We start from the raw sequence: 17,147 nt of genomic DNA, 5'->3' as shown, positions 1-17,147 counted from the left end.
GGCGCAAGCGCAGGCCTTTCTGCGCGAGCGCCGGCGCGAGGCCGCCGAGCGTGCTCAACGAATTGCCGCCGTGCGCATGGCAGATCGCGATGCCGAGCGCGTCGGCCGCATCGCTGCCGGGCTGGCCGCTCAGGCTCAGCAGCCGCGTGACCATCTCCTGCATCTGCGCCTTCGTCGCGCGGCCGTAGCCGACGATCGCCTGCTTCAGCTGCAGCGCGGTGTATTCGGCGACGGGCAGTCCGCCCGATACGAGCCCGCAGATCGCGGCGCCGCGCGCCTGGCCGAGCAGCAGCGTCGACTGCGGGTTCACGTTGACGAACACTTTTTCGATCGCGGCCTGGTCCGGTGCGTGTTCGCGTACGAGCGTCGAGACGCCCGCGAAGATCGTGCCGAGGCGCGTGGCCAGATCGGCCGTCGGCGTGCGGATCACGCCGCTCGCGACATAGGCGAGCCGATGGCCGCTGACGTCTATGACGCCGAAGCCGGTGACGCGCAGGCCGGGGTCGATGCCGAGAATTCGCATGTGAAGAGGGAGTTGCGTGATGCAGCGATACTACAACGAAAGGGGCAGGGCGCCGTCGCCGCACGGGGCGCAGCGAGGCGGAACCCCCGTTCGCGCGAGGCGCGGTGCAGGTGCGGTCCCGCACGGCCGGCCGTTCATGCGCGGCCCAATAAAAAACCCGGCGGGTGCGACGCCGCCGGGCATGGGCGCAGCGGCCGCGCGGGCCGCATGCGGGCGATCAGTGACGGAAGTGACGCACGCCCGTCAGGATCATCGCGATGTTGTGCTCGTCGGCTGCCGCGATCACTTCGTCGTCGCGCACCGAGCCGCCCGGCTGGATCACGCAGGTCGCGCCTGCCGCGACGACCACGTCCAGACCGTCGCGGAACGGGAAGAATGCGTCCGACGCCACGGCCGAACCGGCCAGCGTCAGGCCCGCGTTCTGCGCCTTGATGCTTGCGATGCGCGCGGAGTCGACGCGACTCATCTGGCCGGCACCGACGCCGAGCGTCATGCCGTTGCCGCAGAACACGATCGCGTTCGACTTCACGTACTTCGCCACGCGCCACGCGAACAGCAGGTCGTCCATTTCCTTCGGCGTCGGATGACGCTTCGTGACGACACGCAGCTCATGCGGCTGCACGTTCTTCGCATCGAGCGACTGCACGAGCAGGCCGCCGCCGACACGCTTCAGGTCGAACGCGTTATGGCCTTCGCCAAGCGCGATCTCCAGCAGTCGCACGTTCTGCTTCGCGGCGAACACCTGCTTCGCGGCATCGGTGAACGACGGCGCGATCAGCACTTCGACGAACTGCTTGGCAACGGCCTGTGCAGCCGCTTCGTCGACTTCGCGGTTGAACGCGATGATGCCGCCGAACGCCGACGTCGGGTCGGTCTGGAACGCCTTCGCGTACGCATCGGCCGAGTCGTTGCCGACCGCGACGCCGCACGGGTTCGCATGCTTGATGATCACGCACGCCGGCGCGTCGAACGTCTTCACGCATTCCCACGCCGCGTCCGAATCGGCGATGTTGTTGTACGACAGTTCCTTGCCCTGCAGCTGGCGGTAGTTCGCGAGCGCGCCGGCCGGCGTGACGATGTCGCGATAGAACGCCGCGCTCTGGTGCGGGTTCTCGCCGTAGCGCAGGTCCTGCACCTTTTCGAACGCCATGTTCAGCGTCGCCGGATACGGATTGCGCGAGCTGTGCTTCAGTTCTTCGGTCAGGCTCGTCAGGTAGTTGGTGATCGCGCCGTCGTATTGCGCGGTGTGCGCGAATACCTTCGTCGCGAGCCGGAAGTTCGTCGCGTAGCCGACCGTGTTGCCGTTCGCCTTCATTTCGTCGAGCACGACCGCGTAGTCGGCCGGATCGACGACGACCGTCACGTCGCGGTGGTTCTTCGCGGCCGAACGCAGCATCGTCGGGCCGCCGATGTCGATGTTCTCGATCGCGTCGGCGAGCGTGCAGTCGTCCTTCGCGATCGTCGCGACGAACGGATACAGGTTCACGACGAGCAGGTCGATCGTCGGGATGTCGTGCGCTTCCAGCGCCTGCATGTGCTCGGGCAGGTCGCGACGCGCGAGGATGCCGCCGTGCACCTTCGGATGCAGCGTCTTCACGCGCCCATCGAGCATTTCCGGAAAGCCCGTGTAGTCCGCCACTTCGGTGACGGGCAGGCCCGCGTCGGCGAGCAGTTTCGCGGTGCCGCCCGTCGACAGCAGCTTGACGCCGAGGTCGGACAGCGACTTCGCGAAGTCGACGATGCCGGTCTTGTCGGAAACGGAAATGAGCGCTTGCTTGATCATGATGGAACCACCAATAGCCAGGGAAACGGGGACGGGGCGGCCGACTACAGCAGGCCGTGCTGCTGCAGCTTCTTGCGCAGCGTATTGCGGTTGATGCCGAGGTACTCGGCGGCGAGCGACTGGTTGCCGCCCGCCTGTTCGAGCACGACCTCGAGCATCGGCTTTTCGACGCAGGACATCACCATTTCATAGACGTCGTGCGGATTGGAGCCGTCTAGATCCCGGAAATACACGTCCAGGCTCTCGCGGACACATTGTTCGATGTTGTGCTTGCTCATGCTGCTAACTGGTTATGGTCGTCCGGCTCGCCCTGACCGTTTTCGTCGTCGTCGACGTAGACGAGGTGGTCCGACAGCGCCTTTTGCGCGTCGAAGAACGCATTGACGGCGGCGAGCTGCTCGCGGGTGGAATCGAGCGTGTTCATCCGGTGCCGGAACGCGTTGGCACCGGAAAGGCCGCGAGTGTACCAGCCGATGTGCTTGCGCGCAGTACGGACGCCGGTGAATTCGCCGTAGAACGCGTAGTGGTCTTCCAGGTGCTCGTTCATCACCTGCTGGATCTCGTCGATGCGCGGCGGCGGCAGCAGCTCGCCCGTTTGCAGGAAATGATCGATTTCGCGGAACAGCCACGGCCGGCCTTGCGCGGCACGACCGATCATCAGCGCGTCGGCGCCCGTTGCCTCGAGCACGGCCTTCGCCTTCGCGGGCGACGTGATGTCGCCGTTCGCGACGATCGGAATGCGCACGGCCGCCTTCACGGCCGCGATCGTTTCGTACTCGGCCTCGCCGCGGTACAGATCGGCGCGCGTGCGGCCGTGCACGGTGAGCATCGAGATGCCGGCGGCCTCGGCGAGCCGCGCGATCGTGATCGCGTTCTTGTGCTCGCGGTCCCAGCCGGTGCGGATCTTCAGCGTGACGGGCACCGCGTCGGGCCCCGTGCCGACGGCCGCGACGACGGCCTCGACGATCCGCTGCACGAGCGGCTCGTTCTGCAGCAGCGCGGAGCCGGCCGCCACGTTGCAGACCTTCTTGGCGGGGCAGCCCATGTTGATGTCGATGATCTGCGCGCCGTTGTCGACGTTGTAGCGCGCCGCTTCGGCCATCATCGCCGGATCGGCGCCCGCGATCTGCACCGCGATCGGCTCGACTTCGCCTGCGTGGTTGGCGCGGCGCATCGTCTTCGCGCTCTTCCAGAGCTGCGCGTTGGACGCGACCATCTCGGACACGGCGTAGCCGGCGCCGAGCTTCTTGCAGAGCTGGCGGAACGGACGGTCCGTCACGCCGGCCATCGGCGCGACGAACAGGTTGTTACGCAATACGTGAGAGCCGATAACGGGCATCGCAATGGCACCGCCCGCGGCACGCGCGGGCATCGAAAGGGCGGAGGGAAAACGCGCATTTTACCGTATTCCCAACCCCCGCCGATTTGACCCGGTTTGTGTGGACGCACACCGGCACCGGCCGGCGCGGTCTGCGCGCCGCGCGCGTCAGCCGCGCTGGCCGAACATCATCTGCCGCGCGATCGCCTTCTTCAGCGGCGGCACGAATTCGAGCGCGGTGAGCGCCGCGCCGCGCAGCAGCGGCAGCGGGCCGGCATCGATCGTAAACAGCCGCGCGAGCGTGTCGGTCGCGCCGATCGTGAGCCGCCGGTCGAGCGCGCGGCGCGCATTGAAGGTCGCGAGCGCGGTCGCGTCGAAACCCTGCGTCGACAGCACGTCGACGAGCGTGTGCGCGTCGCGCAGCCCGAGGTTCAGCCCTTGGCCCGCGACCGGGTGCAGCGTCTGCGCGGCATTGCCGACGATCGCGACGCGGCCCTTGACGAGCGTCTGCGCGGCGTTGAGCCCGAGCGGAAACGACGCGCGGCCCGCGATCGCGACGAAGCTGCCCATCCGCTCGCCGAACGCGATCCCGAGTTCGCGCAGGAAGGCGTCGTCGGGCAGCGCCGCGCGGCGCGCCGCCTCGTCCGGCGCGCAGCACCAGACGAGCGCATAGTCGGCCTGCCGCGGGCCGCCGAGCGGCAGCAGCGCGAGCGGGCCTTCGTGCGTGAAGCGCTCCCACGCGACGTTCGGGCGCGGCGACGACACCGTCACGGTGCCGACGAGCGCGGTCTGGCCGTAGTCGCGTCGATGCTTGCCGGCGTCTGCCTGCTGCTCGTGGAACAGCCCGCCTTCGGCATTCACGACGATGCGCGCGCGCAGCACGCGTTCGCCGTGCGGCCCGTCGAGCGTCAGCGCGACGCCGTCGGCGTCCTGCAGCGGCGCGCGCGCGGTGGTCGACGTGAGCCAGTCGACGCGGCTGCCGCGCACGGCGCCGGCGAGCGCCTGGACGAGCGAGCCGTAGCGCACGACGTAGCCGAGTGCCGCGAGATCGTGCTCGTCGCGCTCGATCAGCGTGCGCCCGAAATGGCCGCGCTGCGACACATGAATGTGTTCGATCGGCGTCGCGTCGGCCGGCCACGCGAGCGTATCGAGCAGCACGCGGCTGCCGTGCGACACCGCGATCGCGCGCGGATCGTTCGCGCTCGCGGACGGCTCGCGCGCATCGATCAGCGCGATCGACGCGTGCTGCGTCGCGCTGCGCCGCGCGAGCCAGCCGGCGAGCGCGAGCCCGACCGGGCCCGCGCCGACGATCGCGAGGTCGTAGTCGGTCGGGGGCGGGGAGGAAGCGTGGGTCATCGGAATTCGTGAAACGGAAATAACGGTCGGCGGCCCGCGTGCGGCTTACGCGCGCGCACGCATCAGCGCCTCGATGTCGGCCGCCGCGACGGGCACGTCGCGCGTGATCAGCTCGCAGCCGTGCTCGCGCACGATCGCGTCGTCTTCGATGCGGATGCCGATGTTCCAGTACTCGGACGGCACGTCGTCGGCCGCGCGCACGTACAGGCCCGGTTCGACCGTCAGCGCCATGCCGGGCTTCAGCGTGCGCCACGGCAGCGCGCCGTTGGCGTCGCGCTCGGCGTGCCGTTCGCGGTAGTCGCCGCAGTCGTGCACGTCCATCCCGAGCCAGTGGCCCGTGCGGTGCATGTAGAAACGCGTGTACGCGCGCTCGGCGATCACGTCGTCGACGTTCGAGAAGCGCGTTTTCGCGATGATGCCGGTGTCGAGCAGCCCCTGCGCGAGCACGCGCACGGCCGCGTCGTGCGGCGCCTCGAACGGCACGCCCGCGCGCGTCGCGTCGATCGCGGCCTGCTGCGCGGCGAGCACGATGTCGTACAGCGTGCGCTGCGCGGGCGAGAAGCGCCCGTTCGCGGGGAACGTGCGTGTGATGTCGGAGGCGTAGCCGTCGAGTTCGCACGCGGCGTCGATCAGGATCAGGTCGCCGTCCCGCGCGGCCGCGTTGCCGGCCGGGTAGTGCAATACGCACGCGTTCGCGCCGGCCGCGACGATCGATCCGTAGGCGGGCGCCTGCGCGCCGTGCAGGCGGAACGTATACAGCAGCTCGGCCTCGAGTTCGTATTCGCGGATGCCGGGCTTGCATGCCTGCATCGCACGCCGATGCGCGAGCGCCGAGATGTGGGCGGCGCGCGTCATGATCGCGAGCTCGTGTTCGTCCTTCACGAGCCGCATGTCGTCGAGCAGCGGCGTGAGGTCGCGCATCGCGTCCGGCGCGGCGACGCCCGAGCGTGCCTGCGCGCGCACCGCATCGAGCCAGCGCGCGAGCTGCCGGTCGAACGCGGTCGACGCGCCGAACCGGTAGTGGACGGTGCCCGCATCGGCGAGCAGGCGCGGGATCTCGGTATCGAGCACGTCGGTCGCGTACGCGGCGTCGAAGCCGAACGTGTCGCGCGCGGCCTCGGGCCCGTAGTGGAACCCTTCCCAGATCTCGCGATCGGCGTTCTTCGCGCGGCAGAACAGGATCGACTCGGGCGCGCCGTGCGCCGCGGCCGCGTTCAGCACGAGCACCGCGTCGGGCTCGGTGAAGCCGGTCAGGTAATAGAAGTAGCTGTCGTGCCGGTACGGATAGCCCGTATCGCGGTTGCGCAGCACTTCCGGCGCGGTGGGCACGATGGCGACGCCGCCGCCCGCGGCGCGCAGTGCGGCAAGCACGCGTTCGCGGCGCTGGCGGTAGACGTCGACGGCAATGGCGGTATCGAGGGGCGGATTCATCGTGCGATTGTAGCGCCGCCGGCCGCGGCGCGCGAAAGTGCGCGCGAGCGCCGCGCAGCCGGGCCCGCCGGCCGATTGTTGCAAACCATCCACAGGCCGGACGGGCGATTTTCTACCCGGCCGTGCCGCCCGGTTATGATCGGCGACAACGTATACTCCCGGCGGTTCCCTTAAAAAGGCAGATGATGAAATTAATCGGTTCGCTCAGCAGCCCGTACGTCCGCAAGGCGCGGATCGTGCTCGCTGAAAAGAAGATCGACTACAAGCTGGAGCTCGAGAACGTGTGGGCCCCCGATACGAACATTCATGCGTCGAATCCGCTCGGCAAGGTGCCGTGTCTCGTGATGGAAGACGGCGCGGCGGTGTTCGATTCGCGCGTGATCTGCGAATACGTCGATACGCTGTCGCCGGTCGGCAAACTGATTCCGGCTTCGGGGCGCGAGCGCGTCGAGGTGCGCTGCTGGGAAGCGCTGTGCGACGGCGTGCTCGACGCGTCGGTCGCAATCCGTCTCGAACACACGCTGCGCGACGAAGCGCAGCGCAGCGCGAGCTGGATCGCGCGGCAGCAGCGCAAGATCGACGACGGCCTCGTCGCGATGTCGCAAGGCCTGGGCAGCAAGACGTGGTGCGTCGGCAATCATTACACGCTGGCCGACATCTCGCTCGGCTGCGCGCTCGGCTATCTCGACTTCCGGATGCCCGAGCTGAACTGGCGCGAACGTCACCCGAACCTCGACAAGCATTTCGTGAAGCTGTCGCAGCGTCAGTCGTTCGCCGATACGCTGCCGCAGGGCTGACCGGCGGGCCGTATGCCGCAGACTGCGCCCCTGAGAGGGCGCTTTTTTTCGACCTGACCGGTTGACGGGCCGCCACCGACCGAGGCCCGCACACGCGTCAGTCGATCGACGCGTAGACCGTTTCGCCGAGCGTGAACGAATCGCTGCGGGCAATCGGCCACCACTTGTCGTACAGCGTATAGCCGCACGTGTTGCCGTCGAGCAGCGCGCCCGGCTTCAGATATTTCAGCAACTGCGACATCAGCCGGACCTCGTGCGGCGACACCCGCTGCACGATGTGATGCGCGCGCAGCTCCAACGGATGCGACAGCCCGGCCGCCTGCACGAGCTCCTGCAGCGCGTGCAGCGTATTGCGGTGGAAGTTGTAGACGCGCTCGGCCTTGTCGGGCACGACGAGCGCGCGCTGACGCACCGGATCCTGCGTCGCGACACCGGTCGGGCAGCGGTCGGTGTGGCAATGCTGCGCCTGGATGCAGCCGACCGCGAACATGAAGCCGCGCGCCGAGTTCACCCAGTCCGCGCCGATGGCGAGCGTGCGCGCGATGTCGAACGCGGTGATGATCTTGCCGCTCGCGCCGATCTTCACGCGGTCGCGCAGCCCGATGCCGACGAGCGTGTTGTGCACGAGCAGCAGCCCTTCCTGCAGCGGCACGCCGACGTGGTCGGTGAATTCGAGCGGCGCCGCGCCGGTGCCGCCTTCGGCGCCGTCGACGACGATGAAGTCCGGCACGATCCCCGTCTCGAGCATCGCCTTCGCAATGCCGAAGAATTCCCACGGATGGCCGATGCACAGCTTGAAGCCGGTCGGCTTGCCGCCCGACAACGTGCGCAGCCGCTCGACGAATTCGAGCAGCCCGCGCGGCGTCGAGAATTCCGAGTGCGTCGCGGGCGAGATGCAGTCCTTGCCCATCGGCACGCCGCGCGTCTCGGCGATCTCGGGCGTGATCTTCGCGGCCGGCAGCACGCCGCCGTGGCCCGGCTTCGCACCCTGCGACAGCTTGATCTCGATCATCTTGACCTGCGGGTCGGCGGCCTGCTTCGCGAACTTGTCGGGGTTGAACGTGCCGTCGTCGTTGCGGCAGCCGAAGTAGCCGGACGCGATTTCCCAGACGATGTCGCCGCCGTGCTCGCGGTGGTACTTCGATAGCGAGCCTTCGCCGGTGTCGTGCGCGAAGCCGCCTTTCTTCGCGCCGAGGTTCAGCGCGCGGATCGCGTTCGCGGACAGCGAGCCGAAGCTCATCGCCGAGATGTTGAAGATCGAGATGTCGTACGGCTGCGCGCGCGTCGCGCCGACGCGGATCCGGAAGTCATGGTTCGGCAGCCGCGTCGGCGCGAGCGAGTGGCTGATCCATTCGTGCGCGACCGCCTTTACGTTGAGCTCGGTGCCGTAAGGGCGATTGTCGGCGACGTTCTTCGCACGCTGGTAGACGAGGCTGCGCTGCGCGCGCGAGAACGGTTTCTCGTCGGTATCGTCCTCGACGAAGTACTGGCGGATTTCCGGACGGATGAATTCGAACAGGAAGCGGAAGTGGCCCCAGAGCGGGTAGTTGCGCAGGATCGCGTGGCGGTCCTGGTTCAGGTCGTACAGGCCGAGGGCGACGAGCGCCGCCGGGATCGCGATCCACAGCCCCGAGAGCACGTGGAACGACGCGAGCGCGGCCGCCGCGACGAGCAGCAGGACCGCGCACCACATCGCGAGATAGCGTCGTGAAAGCATGGGGACTCCACAGAAGTGAACGGCCGCCATGCGTACGCTGCGCGGCGGCGCGCCGGCCTCGACGGAATCGTGTTCCGCCGGGCGCGGCGTGCCGCAAGTCTAAACCGAACGGGGGTCAGCGTGCTTCGGCGAGGGCCGGCGCGGCGGCCGGAGCGGGCGCGTGGCCCGGCTGGCCGGTGGCCGCGAATTCGATGATGCCGCCGCCCAGGCAGACCTCGCCGTCGTACAGCACGGCCGACTGGCCGGGCGTGACGGCCCATTGCGCGTCGGCGAACGCGAGCGAGAAGCGCTCGCCGCCGGCGCGCGCGAACGTGCATGCGGCGTCGGCCTGCCGGTAGCGCGTCTTCGCGCCGCACGCGAAGCCTTCGGCGGGCGGCTCGCCCGCGACCCAGCTCACGTTGCCGGCGACGAGCTCGCGCGACAGCAGCCACGGATGATCGTGGCCCTGCACGACGTAGAGCGTGTTCGACGGGATGTCCTTCGCAGCGACGAACCACGGTTCGCCGCTGCCGTCCTTGCTGCCGCCGAGGCCGATGCCCTTGCGCTGGCCGAACGTGTAGAACGCGAGGCCGATGTGCTCGCCGACGAGCTTGCCGTCCGGCGTCTTCATCGGGCCCGGTTTCGTCGGCAGATAGCGGTTCAGGAAGTCGCGGAACGGCCGCTCGCCGATGAAGCAGATGCCGGTCGAATCCTTCTTCTTCGCGTTCGGCAGCCCGATCTGCGCGGCGATCTCGCGCACTTTCGTCTTCGGAATCTCGCCGAGCGGGAACATCGTCTTCGACAGCTGCGCCTGGTTCAGCCGGTGCAGGAAATACGACTGGTCTTTCGTATGATCGAAGGCCTTCAGCAATTCGAAGCGGCCGTCGCGTTCGCGCACGCGCGCGTAGTGGCCGGTCGCGATCGTTTCCGCGCCGAGCGACATCGCGTGATCGAGGAACGCCTTGAACTTGATCTCGGCGTTGCAGAGCACGTCCGGGTTCGGCGTACGGCCGGCCGAATATTCGCGCAGGAATTCCGCGAACACGCGGTCCTTGTATTCGGCCGCGAAGTTCACGGCCTCGACGTCGATGCCGATCAGGTCGGCGACCGACACGACGTCGATCCAGTCCTGACGCGTCGAGCAGTATTCGCCGTCGTCGTCGTCTTCCCAGTTCTTCATGAACAGTCCGACGACGTCGTAACCCTGTTCCTTCAGCAGCCACGCGGTCACCGACGAATCGACGCCGCCCGACATGCCCACTACCACACGGCGCTTGCTCATTTGTTTACCGCCTGACGGTCGAATGCGTCCGGCCGCGGCGCGACCGAATGCGTATGCACGAAATCGAGCGGAACGCGCCGCCCGGCCAGATAGTCGTCGACACAGCGCATCACGGCCGGCGACCGGTGGCGTTCGATGCACGCGCGCAGTTCACCGGCCGTCATCCACAGCGTGCGGACGATGCCGTCGTCGAGCCGCTGACCGACGATGCGCTCGCCCGCCGTGCCGCAGAACGTGAAGCGCAGATACGTCGCGCCCGCGCTGCCGGGGCGCTCGTAATGTGCGAGGTACACGCCGACGAGCGCCGTCGGCACGAACGGATGCGCGGTTTCCTCGAGCGTTTCGCGGATCACCGCGTCGGCGAGCGTTTCGCCGGCTTCGAGATGGCCGGCCGGCTGGTTGATGCGCAGGCCCGTCGAAGTTTCTTCCTCGATCACGAGGAAGCGGCCGTCGCGCTCGACGAGCGCCGCGACGGTCACGTGCGGGGTCCAGATTTCGGGTTTCATGGTTCGGCATTTTACCGGTTGCGCCCGGACGCTGCCGGCCGTCTCGTTAGACGAATCCGACCCTTCGGTGCGCGCCGTCGTGCATGGTGCAAGCGTGCGCCGCGCCGCACGTTGGCAACCTCGCACGATCGTGCGGAAAGTGCTGGCGCGCGGAACGCTTTCGGTTAAAGTGCTGCGTGAACGCCGTTGCCCGTGAGCCGGTAGTCAGCCTGTCCGGCTCGTTGTTGCAGTCAGAATCGCAAGACTAGAAATATCAACGATGACTGGAGGAACTGACGATGCATATTGGAGTGCCTGCTGAGACGCGGGCCAACGAGGCGCGCGTGGCCGCGACGCCGGAGACCGTGAAGAAGTACGCGGCCGCCGGCCACCGCGTCAGCGTCGCGAAGGGGGCCGGGACTGCGGCCAGCTATCCGGACGAAGCCTATGCCGCCGCCGGTGCGGAATTGACCGACCAGTCGGCCGCGTTTGGCGCCGACATCGTGCTGAAGGTGCAGGCGCCGACCGATGCGGAACTACCGTCGCTGAAGCGCGGCGCGGTGCTGGTCGGGATGCTCGAGCCGTTCAACGCCGAGCAGGCGGCGAAGCTCGCGGCGGCCGGCGTGACCGGTTTCGCGCTGGAAGCGGCGCCGCGCACCACGCGCGCGCAAAGTCTCGACGTGCTGTCGTCGCAGGCGAACATCGCCGGCTACAAGGCCGTGCTGGTCGCCGCGTCGCTCTATCCGCGCTTCCTGCCGATGCTGATGACGGCCGCGGGCACCGTGAAGGCCGCGCGCGTGCTGGTGCTCGGCGCCGGCGTGGCCGGGCTGCAGGCAATCGCGACCGCGAAGCGGCTCGGCGCCGTGATCGAGGCCTCCGACGTGCGGCCCGCCGTGAAGGAGCAGATCGAATCGCTCGGCGCGAAATTCCTCGACGTTCCGTACGAAACCGACGAAGAGCGCGACGCCGCGCAGGGCGTCGGCGGCTATGCGCGGCCGATGCCGCCGTCGTGGCTCGCGCGTCAGGCCGCGCTCGTGCACGAGCGCGCGAAGCAGGCCGACATCGTGATCACGACCGCGCTGATTCCGGGCCGCCCTGCGCCGACGCTGATCTCGGCGGAGACCGTGCGGGCGATGAAGCCCGGCTCGGTGCTCGTCGATCTCGCGGCCGGCCGCGGGCCGGAAGTCGACGGCCGCAAGGGCGGCAACTGCCCGCTGACGGTGGCCGACCAGGTGATCGTGCACAACGGCGTGACGATCGCGGGCCATACGAATCTCGCCTCGATGGTCGCGTCGGATGCGTCCGCGCTCTACGCGCGCAACCTGCTCGATTTCATGAAGCTGATCGTCACGAAGGAAGGCGTGCTGAACATCGACCTCGCCGACGACATCGTCGCGGCGACGCTGTTGTGCCGCGACGGCGAAGTGACCCGCAAATAACGGAGGAGACCATGGAAGTCATCAATCACACGGTGATCAACGTGATCATCTTCGTGCTGGCGGTGTACGTCGGCTACCACGTGGTGTGGAACGTCACGCCCGCGCTGCATACGCCGCTGATGGCCGTGACCAACGCGATTTCGGCGATCGTGATCGTCGGCGCGATGCTGGCCGCCGCGCTGACCGTCGGCGCGACCGGCAAGGTGTTCGGCACGCTCGCGGTCGCGCTGGCGGCCGTCAACGTGTTCGGCGGCTTTCTCGTGACGAGACGGATGCTCGAGATGTTCCGCAAGAAGGAGCCCAAGCGTGTCGAGGGCGGCAAGGAGGGCGCGCGATGAGCATGAACGTCGTCACGCTGCTGTACCTCGTCGCATCGGTGTGCTTCATCCAGGCGCTGAAGGGGCTGTCGAACCCGAAGAGCGCGCGGCGCGGCAATCTGTTCGGCATGGTCGGGATGGCCATCGCGATCCTCACGACGATCGCGCTGATCGTCAAGCAGGCCGCGTGGCTCGGCGCGAACCTGCCGCTCGGGCTCGCGCTCGTGCTCGGCGCGCTCGTCGTCGGCGGTGCGGTCGGCGCGTTCGTCGCCGCGCGCGTCGAAATGACCAAGATGCCGGAACTCGTCGCGGCGATGCACTCGCTGATCGGTCTCGCGGCCGTCTGCATCGCGTATGCGGTCGTGTCGGAGCCCGAAGCGTTCGGGCTCGTGCCGCAGGACGCGGTGTCGTCGAACTTCATTCCGTACGGCAACCGCGTCGAGCTGTTCATCGGCACGTTCGTCGGCGCGATCACGTTCTCGGGTTCGGTGATCGCGTTCGGCAAGCTGTCCGGCAAGTACAAGTTCCGCCTGTTCCAGGGCGCGCCCGTCGTGTACGCAGGCCAGCACCTGATCAACCTGATGCTCGCGATCGCGATGCTCGGCTTCGGCATCCTGTTCTTCATCACGCAGGCGTGGCTGCCGTTCATCATCATGACGGCGATCGCATTCGTGCTGGGCGTGCTGATCATCATCCCGATCGGCGGCGCGGACATGCCGGTGGTCGTGTCGATGCTGAACTCGTACTCGGGCTGGGCCGCCGCCGGCATCGGCTTCTCGCTGAACAACGCGATGCTGATCATCGCGGGTTCGCTCGTCGGTTCCTCCGGTGCGATCCTGTCGTACATCATGTGCCACGCGATGAACCGCTCGTTCTTCAACGTGATCCTCGGCGGCTTCGGTGGCGAGGCCGCGGCCGGCGGCGCGGCGGGTGCGCAGGAGCAGCGCCCCGTGAAGTCGGGCTCGGCCGACGATGCGGCGTTCATGCTCGGCAACGCGGAATCGGTCGTGATCGTGCCGGGCTACGGGCTGGCCGTCGCGCGTGCGCAGCATGCGCTGAAGGAGCTGACCGACAAGCTGATCGAGAAGGGCGTCGACGTGCGCTACGCGATCCACCCGGTCGCCGGGCGGATGCCGGGCCACATGAACGTGCTGCTCGCGGAAGCGGAAGTGCCGTACGACATCGTGTTCGAGATGGAGGACATCAACGGCGAGATGGGGCAGGCGGACGTCGTGCTCGTGCTCGGCGCGAACGACGTCGTGAACCCGGCCGCGAAGAACGATCCGAAGTCGCCGATCGCGGGCATGCCGATCATCGAGGCGTACAAGGCGCGCACGGTGATCGTCAACAAGCGCTCGATGGCGGCCGGCTACGCGGGGCTCGACAACGACCTGTTCTACATGGACAAGACGATGATGGTGTTCGGCGACGCGAAGAAGGTCATCGAAGACATGGTGAAGGCGGTCGAGTAGCGCGTGCGAGCGGTCCGACCGTGCGATGCGGCCGGGTGCGGTTCGACAATGGGGCCCGTCTGGCGGATGCCGGCCGGGCCCCGATCGTTTACGGGCGCACGATTCGTTCGACGCACGCGGCGATCGTGTCGCGCACGCGCACGATCGCCGGAGCGCGCTGCGCGCTCGTCGGGCCGCTCGGCGATTCGCTGACCGAGCCGCCGATCGGCGAGGCGGGGCTCGTGAGCGCGCGTATCGACACCGATGAACTCGTGCGCGCGCGCTACGACTTCGACGTGGTCGGCGCACTATGCGCGCGCCGACGTGTTCTCGCTGCACGTCGACGAGCGGCCGAAGCGGCCCTTGGTGTTCGGGGCATCAGCAGGGCAGGGGTGCCCCCGCGCGGGGCGCCGCCCGCGCGAATCGACGCGGCTGCGTCAGCGCATCGGCGTTTCCGCGATCCGCATGTAGTCGGCGATGCGCCGGCCTTCCATGTCCGGAAACTGCTCGTGCACGGTGATGTCGCCCATCCGCGCGATGTCGAACGTGCGGAAGTCGCCGCGCAGCTCGCACCACGCGCCGATCGTCCAGCGCCCGCCCCAGTAGACGAGCCCGAGCGGCCACACGCGCCGCTTCGTATGCGCACCGAGCCGGTCGCGATACGTGAAGCTGACGATATGGCGCGTATCGACGGCCTGGTGGATCGCATCGACCTTCGCGAAGAACGCTTCGTCGATGTGAAACGACGGCGCGAACACCGGCAGGCGATCGAGTGCGGTGCGCTTGTCGGCCGGCATCGCGGACGCGATCTTGGCGAGCGCCGATCGCGCGCCGCCCGCGAAGCGCGCGCCGCCCCAGGTTTCGAGCATCCGCGCGCCGGCCGCGAGCGCGGCCAGCTCCTCGGCCGTGAACGTGAGCGGCGGCAGGCTCGCGTTGCGGTTCAGCCGGTAGCCGATCCCCGCTTCGCCTTCGATCGGCACGCCCGACAGCTGCAGGTCGCGCACGTCGCGATAGACCGTGCGCGGCGACACCGACAGCCAGTCGGCGAGTTGCTGGGCGGTCGTCAGACGCCGCCCGCGCAGCAGTTCGGCGATCTGGAACAGGCGGTCGGCACGGCGCGTCATGGCTGCACCTCGGCTCCTTCGGGGACGGGAATGTCGCGATGATAGCGCCGCGCCGGCCGCGCGGCGGCGGCACGCGCGCTCAGTGGCATTTCGGCGCGTGCAGCCCGACGCGGTTGCCTTCCGTGTCGATCAGATAGCCGATGTAGCCGTAGTTGTTCGGCAGTTCGACGACCGAGCCCTGCACGACGCCGCCCGCGCGCTTCGCGCGATCGAGCGCCGCGACGACCGATTCGCCGGCGTTCAGATACACGAGCACGCCGTTCGCGCTCGGCTTGAGCTGCTGCGGATCGAACACGATGCTGCCGCCCGTGCTGGACGCCTCGTGGTCGAAGATCGCCATCGGCACGCCGCCGATCACTTCGCGGTGCAGCGTGGTCTGCAGCACGGCTTCGTAGAAGCGGATCGCGCGGTCGAAATCGAGCGACGGAATGTCGAACCACGCGATCGCGCGATCGGCCGCGCCGGTGGCGGCGGTCTTTGCGGTTGCAGTTGCAGTTGCGGACGTCATGACGAGCTCCTTTTTTTCGTTCGGATTCTGTTGGAAACCAGCCTGGCATTGCGCCGGGATTGCAGTGTGATCGACCGCTGCTGACAGCGTGCTGTCAGCAGTCGTTGCGGTCCTGACAGCGCGCGGACGCATTGCGCCGAACGGCGGGAGCGGGAGCGGGACGGGGAAGGTACGCGGCCGGGCGGCCGGGCATGGCGGTGGGTGGCAGCAGCCGGCGCGCGCGGCGCCGGTGCGGGTGGCGACGACGCTTACGCGTCGCCGTCCGATGCGGCCGGGCGCGCCTTCACGCTGCCGGCGATCAGGTCGAAACGGAACAGCCGGCATTCGAGCGCGCCGTTGAACAGCGGCGTCTTCGCCGATTCGCGCAGCCGCAGCTGGCCGGGCAGCGCGCGGTCCGACGTCAGCAGGAACGCCTGCCAGCCGGCGAAGCGCTGCTTCAGCGCATCGCCGAGCGCGTTGAAGAACTCGCTGTCGGGCGCGTCGGTGTGCGTGCGGCGGAACGCGTCCTCGTTGCCGCGGTTGCGGCCGGTTTCGCGCGCCTCGCCGCGTGCGCTGCGGCCGCGCACCTCGATCCGCTCGCCGTACGGCGGATTCGCGACGATCAGGCCCGGCCCGTCGCACGGCGGCGTCATGCCGCGTGCATCGACCTGCTTGAGCCAGACGGACGGCACGCCCGCGCGCTCGAGGTTCGCGCGCGCCTTCTCGAGCATGTCGCCGGAGATGTCGCTGCCGTAGACGCGCAGATCGTCGCGCCGGCCGCGCGCCGCGCGCTTCGCGTCGATCGCGGCGACCTTCAGCCCCTGCCAGGCCGTGATGTCGTACTGCTTCAGCTTCTCGAAACCGAATCGGCGCTCGACGCCCGGCGCGACGCCGAGCACCATTTGCGCGGCTTCCGCGAGGAACGTGCCGCTGCCGCACATCGGGTCGTACAGCGGCGTGCCGGGCGTCCAGCCGGTCAGGCGCAGGATGCCGGCCGCGAGGTTCTCGCGCAGCGGCGCCGCGCCCTTGTCGAGACGCCAGCCGCGCTTGAACAGCGGCTCGCCCGACGTGTCGAGGTACAGCGTGCAGTCGGTGGCCGTCAGGAACGCGAACACGCGCACGTCGGGTGCGCTGGTGTCGATGCTCGGGCGTGCGCCGGTCTTGTCGCGCATCCGGTCGCAGATCGCGTCCTTGACGCGCAGCGTCGCGAATTCGAGGCTCTTCAGCGGCGACTTGATCGCGGTGATGTCGACGCGCAGCGTCTGCGTCGCCGCGAACCAGCGTTCCCAGGGCTGCTCGAGCGCGAGCGCGTAGACGTCCTGCTCGCTGCGGTACGGGCGGTGCGCGATCTTCAGCAGAATCCGGCTCGCGATCCGCGAGTGCAGGTTCGCGGCCATCCCGGCGGCCCAGCCGCCGCGGAAATGGACGCCGCCCGGCACCTGCGCGCCCGCGGCGAACGGCGCGCCGTCCAGGTGACGGCCGGCGATCTCGGCCAGCTCGGCGGCGAGCGCCGCTTCGAGGCCGCGCGGGCAGGGAGCGAAAAAGTCGTACAGGGTGGGCGAGGACATAAGGCGGGTGCGGGGACGTACAAAAGTCCAGTATTGTACGCGGCGCCGGCGCGTGCGGCCCGGCGTCGGCCGCAACGCGCGGTTCGCGGC

Annotated in this window: 16 protein-coding genes and 1 pseudogene; 5 read left to right on the top strand and 12 right to left on the bottom strand. The window is 68.6% G+C overall.

Features of this window, described 5'->3' with window-relative positions; translation table 11 throughout:
• The 6 genes from ruvC to HMPREF3115_RS00810 all read right to left on the bottom strand — a co-directional run.
• A partial coding sequence (gene ruvC, locus HMPREF3115_RS00835; protein WP_070553203.1) for a crossover junction endodeoxyribonuclease RuvC occupies positions 1–523 on the bottom strand: 523 nt, incomplete at its 3' end.
• A 217-nt stretch (positions 524–740) separates the two neighbouring features.
• On the bottom strand, positions 741–2,306 hold the full coding sequence (gene purH, locus HMPREF3115_RS00830; RefSeq protein ID WP_006408323.1) for a bifunctional phosphoribosylaminoimidazolecarboxamide formyltransferase/IMP cyclohydrolase: 1,566 nt from the start codon (positions 2,304–2,306) through the stop codon (positions 741–743).
• A 44-nt stretch (positions 2,307–2,350) separates the two neighbouring features.
• The gene (locus HMPREF3115_RS00825; RefSeq protein WP_006401675.1) at positions 2,351–2,584 is read right to left on the bottom strand and encodes a Fis family transcriptional regulator; all 234 of its coding nucleotides are present in this window, start codon (positions 2,582–2,584) and stop codon (positions 2,351–2,353) included.
• The gene (dusB, locus tag HMPREF3115_RS00820; RefSeq protein ID WP_053297627.1) at positions 2,581–3,645 is read right to left on the bottom strand and encodes a tRNA dihydrouridine synthase DusB; all 1,065 of its coding nucleotides are present in this window, start codon (positions 3,643–3,645) and stop codon (positions 2,581–2,583) included. Before dusB ends, HMPREF3115_RS00825 begins: the two co-directional genes overlap by 4 nt.
• 147 nt (positions 3,646–3,792) lie before the next feature.
• Positions 3,793–4,980, bottom strand: a complete 1,188-nt coding sequence (locus tag HMPREF3115_RS00815) for a UbiH/UbiF/VisC/COQ6 family ubiquinone biosynthesis hydroxylase (RefSeq protein WP_069219989.1) — start codon at positions 4,978–4,980, stop codon at positions 3,793–3,795.
• A 45-nt stretch (positions 4,981–5,025) separates the two neighbouring features.
• A complete protein-coding gene (locus HMPREF3115_RS00810) occupies positions 5,026–6,411 on the bottom strand; it encodes an aminopeptidase P N-terminal domain-containing protein (RefSeq protein WP_070553205.1) in 1,386 nt (461 codons plus the stop codon).
• Between the two features lie 185 nt (positions 6,412–6,596).
• Between HMPREF3115_RS00810 and HMPREF3115_RS00805 the strand changes: the two genes are divergently transcribed.
• Positions 6,597–7,208, top strand: a complete 612-nt coding sequence (locus HMPREF3115_RS00805) for a glutathione S-transferase family protein (protein ID WP_006401671.1) — start codon at positions 6,597–6,599, stop codon at positions 7,206–7,208.
• Positions 7,209–7,305: 97 nt separating this feature from the next.
• Here the strand turns inward: HMPREF3115_RS00805 and HMPREF3115_RS00800 are convergent, their stop codons facing one another.
• From HMPREF3115_RS00800 to HMPREF3115_RS00790, 3 genes are all read right to left on the bottom strand, one after another.
• Positions 7,306–8,925, bottom strand: a complete 1,620-nt coding sequence (locus HMPREF3115_RS00800) for an FMN-binding glutamate synthase family protein (protein ID WP_070553201.1) — start codon at positions 8,923–8,925, stop codon at positions 7,306–7,308.
• Between the two features lie 115 nt (positions 8,926–9,040).
• Positions 9,041–10,186, bottom strand: coding sequence for a tRNA 2-thiouridine(34) synthase MnmA (gene mnmA / locus HMPREF3115_RS00795; RefSeq protein ID WP_070553199.1), 1,146 nt, complete (start codon positions 10,184–10,186; stop codon positions 9,041–9,043).
• Complete coding sequence (locus HMPREF3115_RS00790) at positions 10,183–10,692, bottom strand: NUDIX hydrolase (RefSeq protein ID WP_006401668.1); 510 nt, start codon at positions 10,690–10,692, stop codon at positions 10,183–10,185. The genes mnmA and HMPREF3115_RS00790 overlap by 4 nt, the downstream gene beginning before the upstream one ends.
• Positions 10,693–10,970: 278 nt before the next feature.
• Here HMPREF3115_RS00790 and HMPREF3115_RS00785 point away from each other — a divergent pair, with 278 nt between their 5' ends.
• From HMPREF3115_RS00785 to HMPREF3115_RS32095, 4 genes and pseudogenes are all read left to right on the top strand, one after another.
• On the top strand, positions 10,971–12,110 hold the full coding sequence (locus tag HMPREF3115_RS00785) for a Re/Si-specific NAD(P)(+) transhydrogenase subunit alpha (protein WP_053297624.1): 1,140 nt from the start codon (positions 10,971–10,973) through the stop codon (positions 12,108–12,110).
• Positions 12,111–12,121: 11 nt separating this feature from the next.
• Positions 12,122–12,448 (top strand): NAD(P) transhydrogenase subunit alpha part 2, encoded by a 327-nt coding sequence (locus HMPREF3115_RS00780; RefSeq protein WP_006401666.1) that lies wholly within the window; start codon positions 12,122–12,124, stop codon positions 12,446–12,448.
• On the top strand, positions 12,445–13,899 hold the full coding sequence (locus HMPREF3115_RS00775; protein ID WP_006401665.1) for an NAD(P)(+) transhydrogenase (Re/Si-specific) subunit beta: 1,455 nt from the start codon (positions 12,445–12,447) through the stop codon (positions 13,897–13,899). Before HMPREF3115_RS00780 ends, HMPREF3115_RS00775 begins: the two co-directional genes overlap by 4 nt.
• A 164-nt stretch (positions 13,900–14,063) precedes the next feature.
• Positions 14,064–14,250 (top strand): annotated as a pseudogene (locus HMPREF3115_RS32095) (carbon-nitrogen hydrolase family protein); the annotation flags it as partial.
• Positions 14,251–14,315: 65 nt separating this feature from the next.
• Here HMPREF3115_RS32095 and HMPREF3115_RS00765 read toward each other — a convergent pair.
• The 3 genes from HMPREF3115_RS00765 to HMPREF3115_RS00755 form a co-directional block, all read right to left on the bottom strand.
• On the bottom strand, positions 14,316–15,002 hold the full coding sequence (locus HMPREF3115_RS00765; protein WP_006401662.1) for a helix-turn-helix transcriptional regulator: 687 nt from the start codon (positions 15,000–15,002) through the stop codon (positions 14,316–14,318).
• A gap of 79 nt (positions 15,003–15,081) precedes the next feature.
• Positions 15,082–15,510 (bottom strand): VOC family protein, encoded by a 429-nt coding sequence (locus tag HMPREF3115_RS00760; RefSeq protein ID WP_070553197.1) that lies wholly within the window; start codon positions 15,508–15,510, stop codon positions 15,082–15,084.
• 248 nt (positions 15,511–15,758) lie between these two features.
• Entirely contained in the window at positions 15,759–17,057 is a 1,299-nt protein-coding gene (locus HMPREF3115_RS00755; RefSeq protein WP_070553195.1) for a THUMP domain-containing class I SAM-dependent RNA methyltransferase, read from the bottom strand.
• Between the last annotated feature and the right edge of the window lie 90 nt (positions 17,058–17,147).

It is taken from the genome of Burkholderia sp. HMSC10F09 (assembly GCF_001806955.1).
Taxonomy (GTDB): domain Bacteria; phylum Pseudomonadota; class Gammaproteobacteria; order Burkholderiales; family Burkholderiaceae; genus Burkholderia; species Burkholderia multivorans.
The sequence above is the reverse complement of the archived record's forward strand: the minus strand, read 5'-3'. Positions and strand labels throughout refer to the sequence as shown.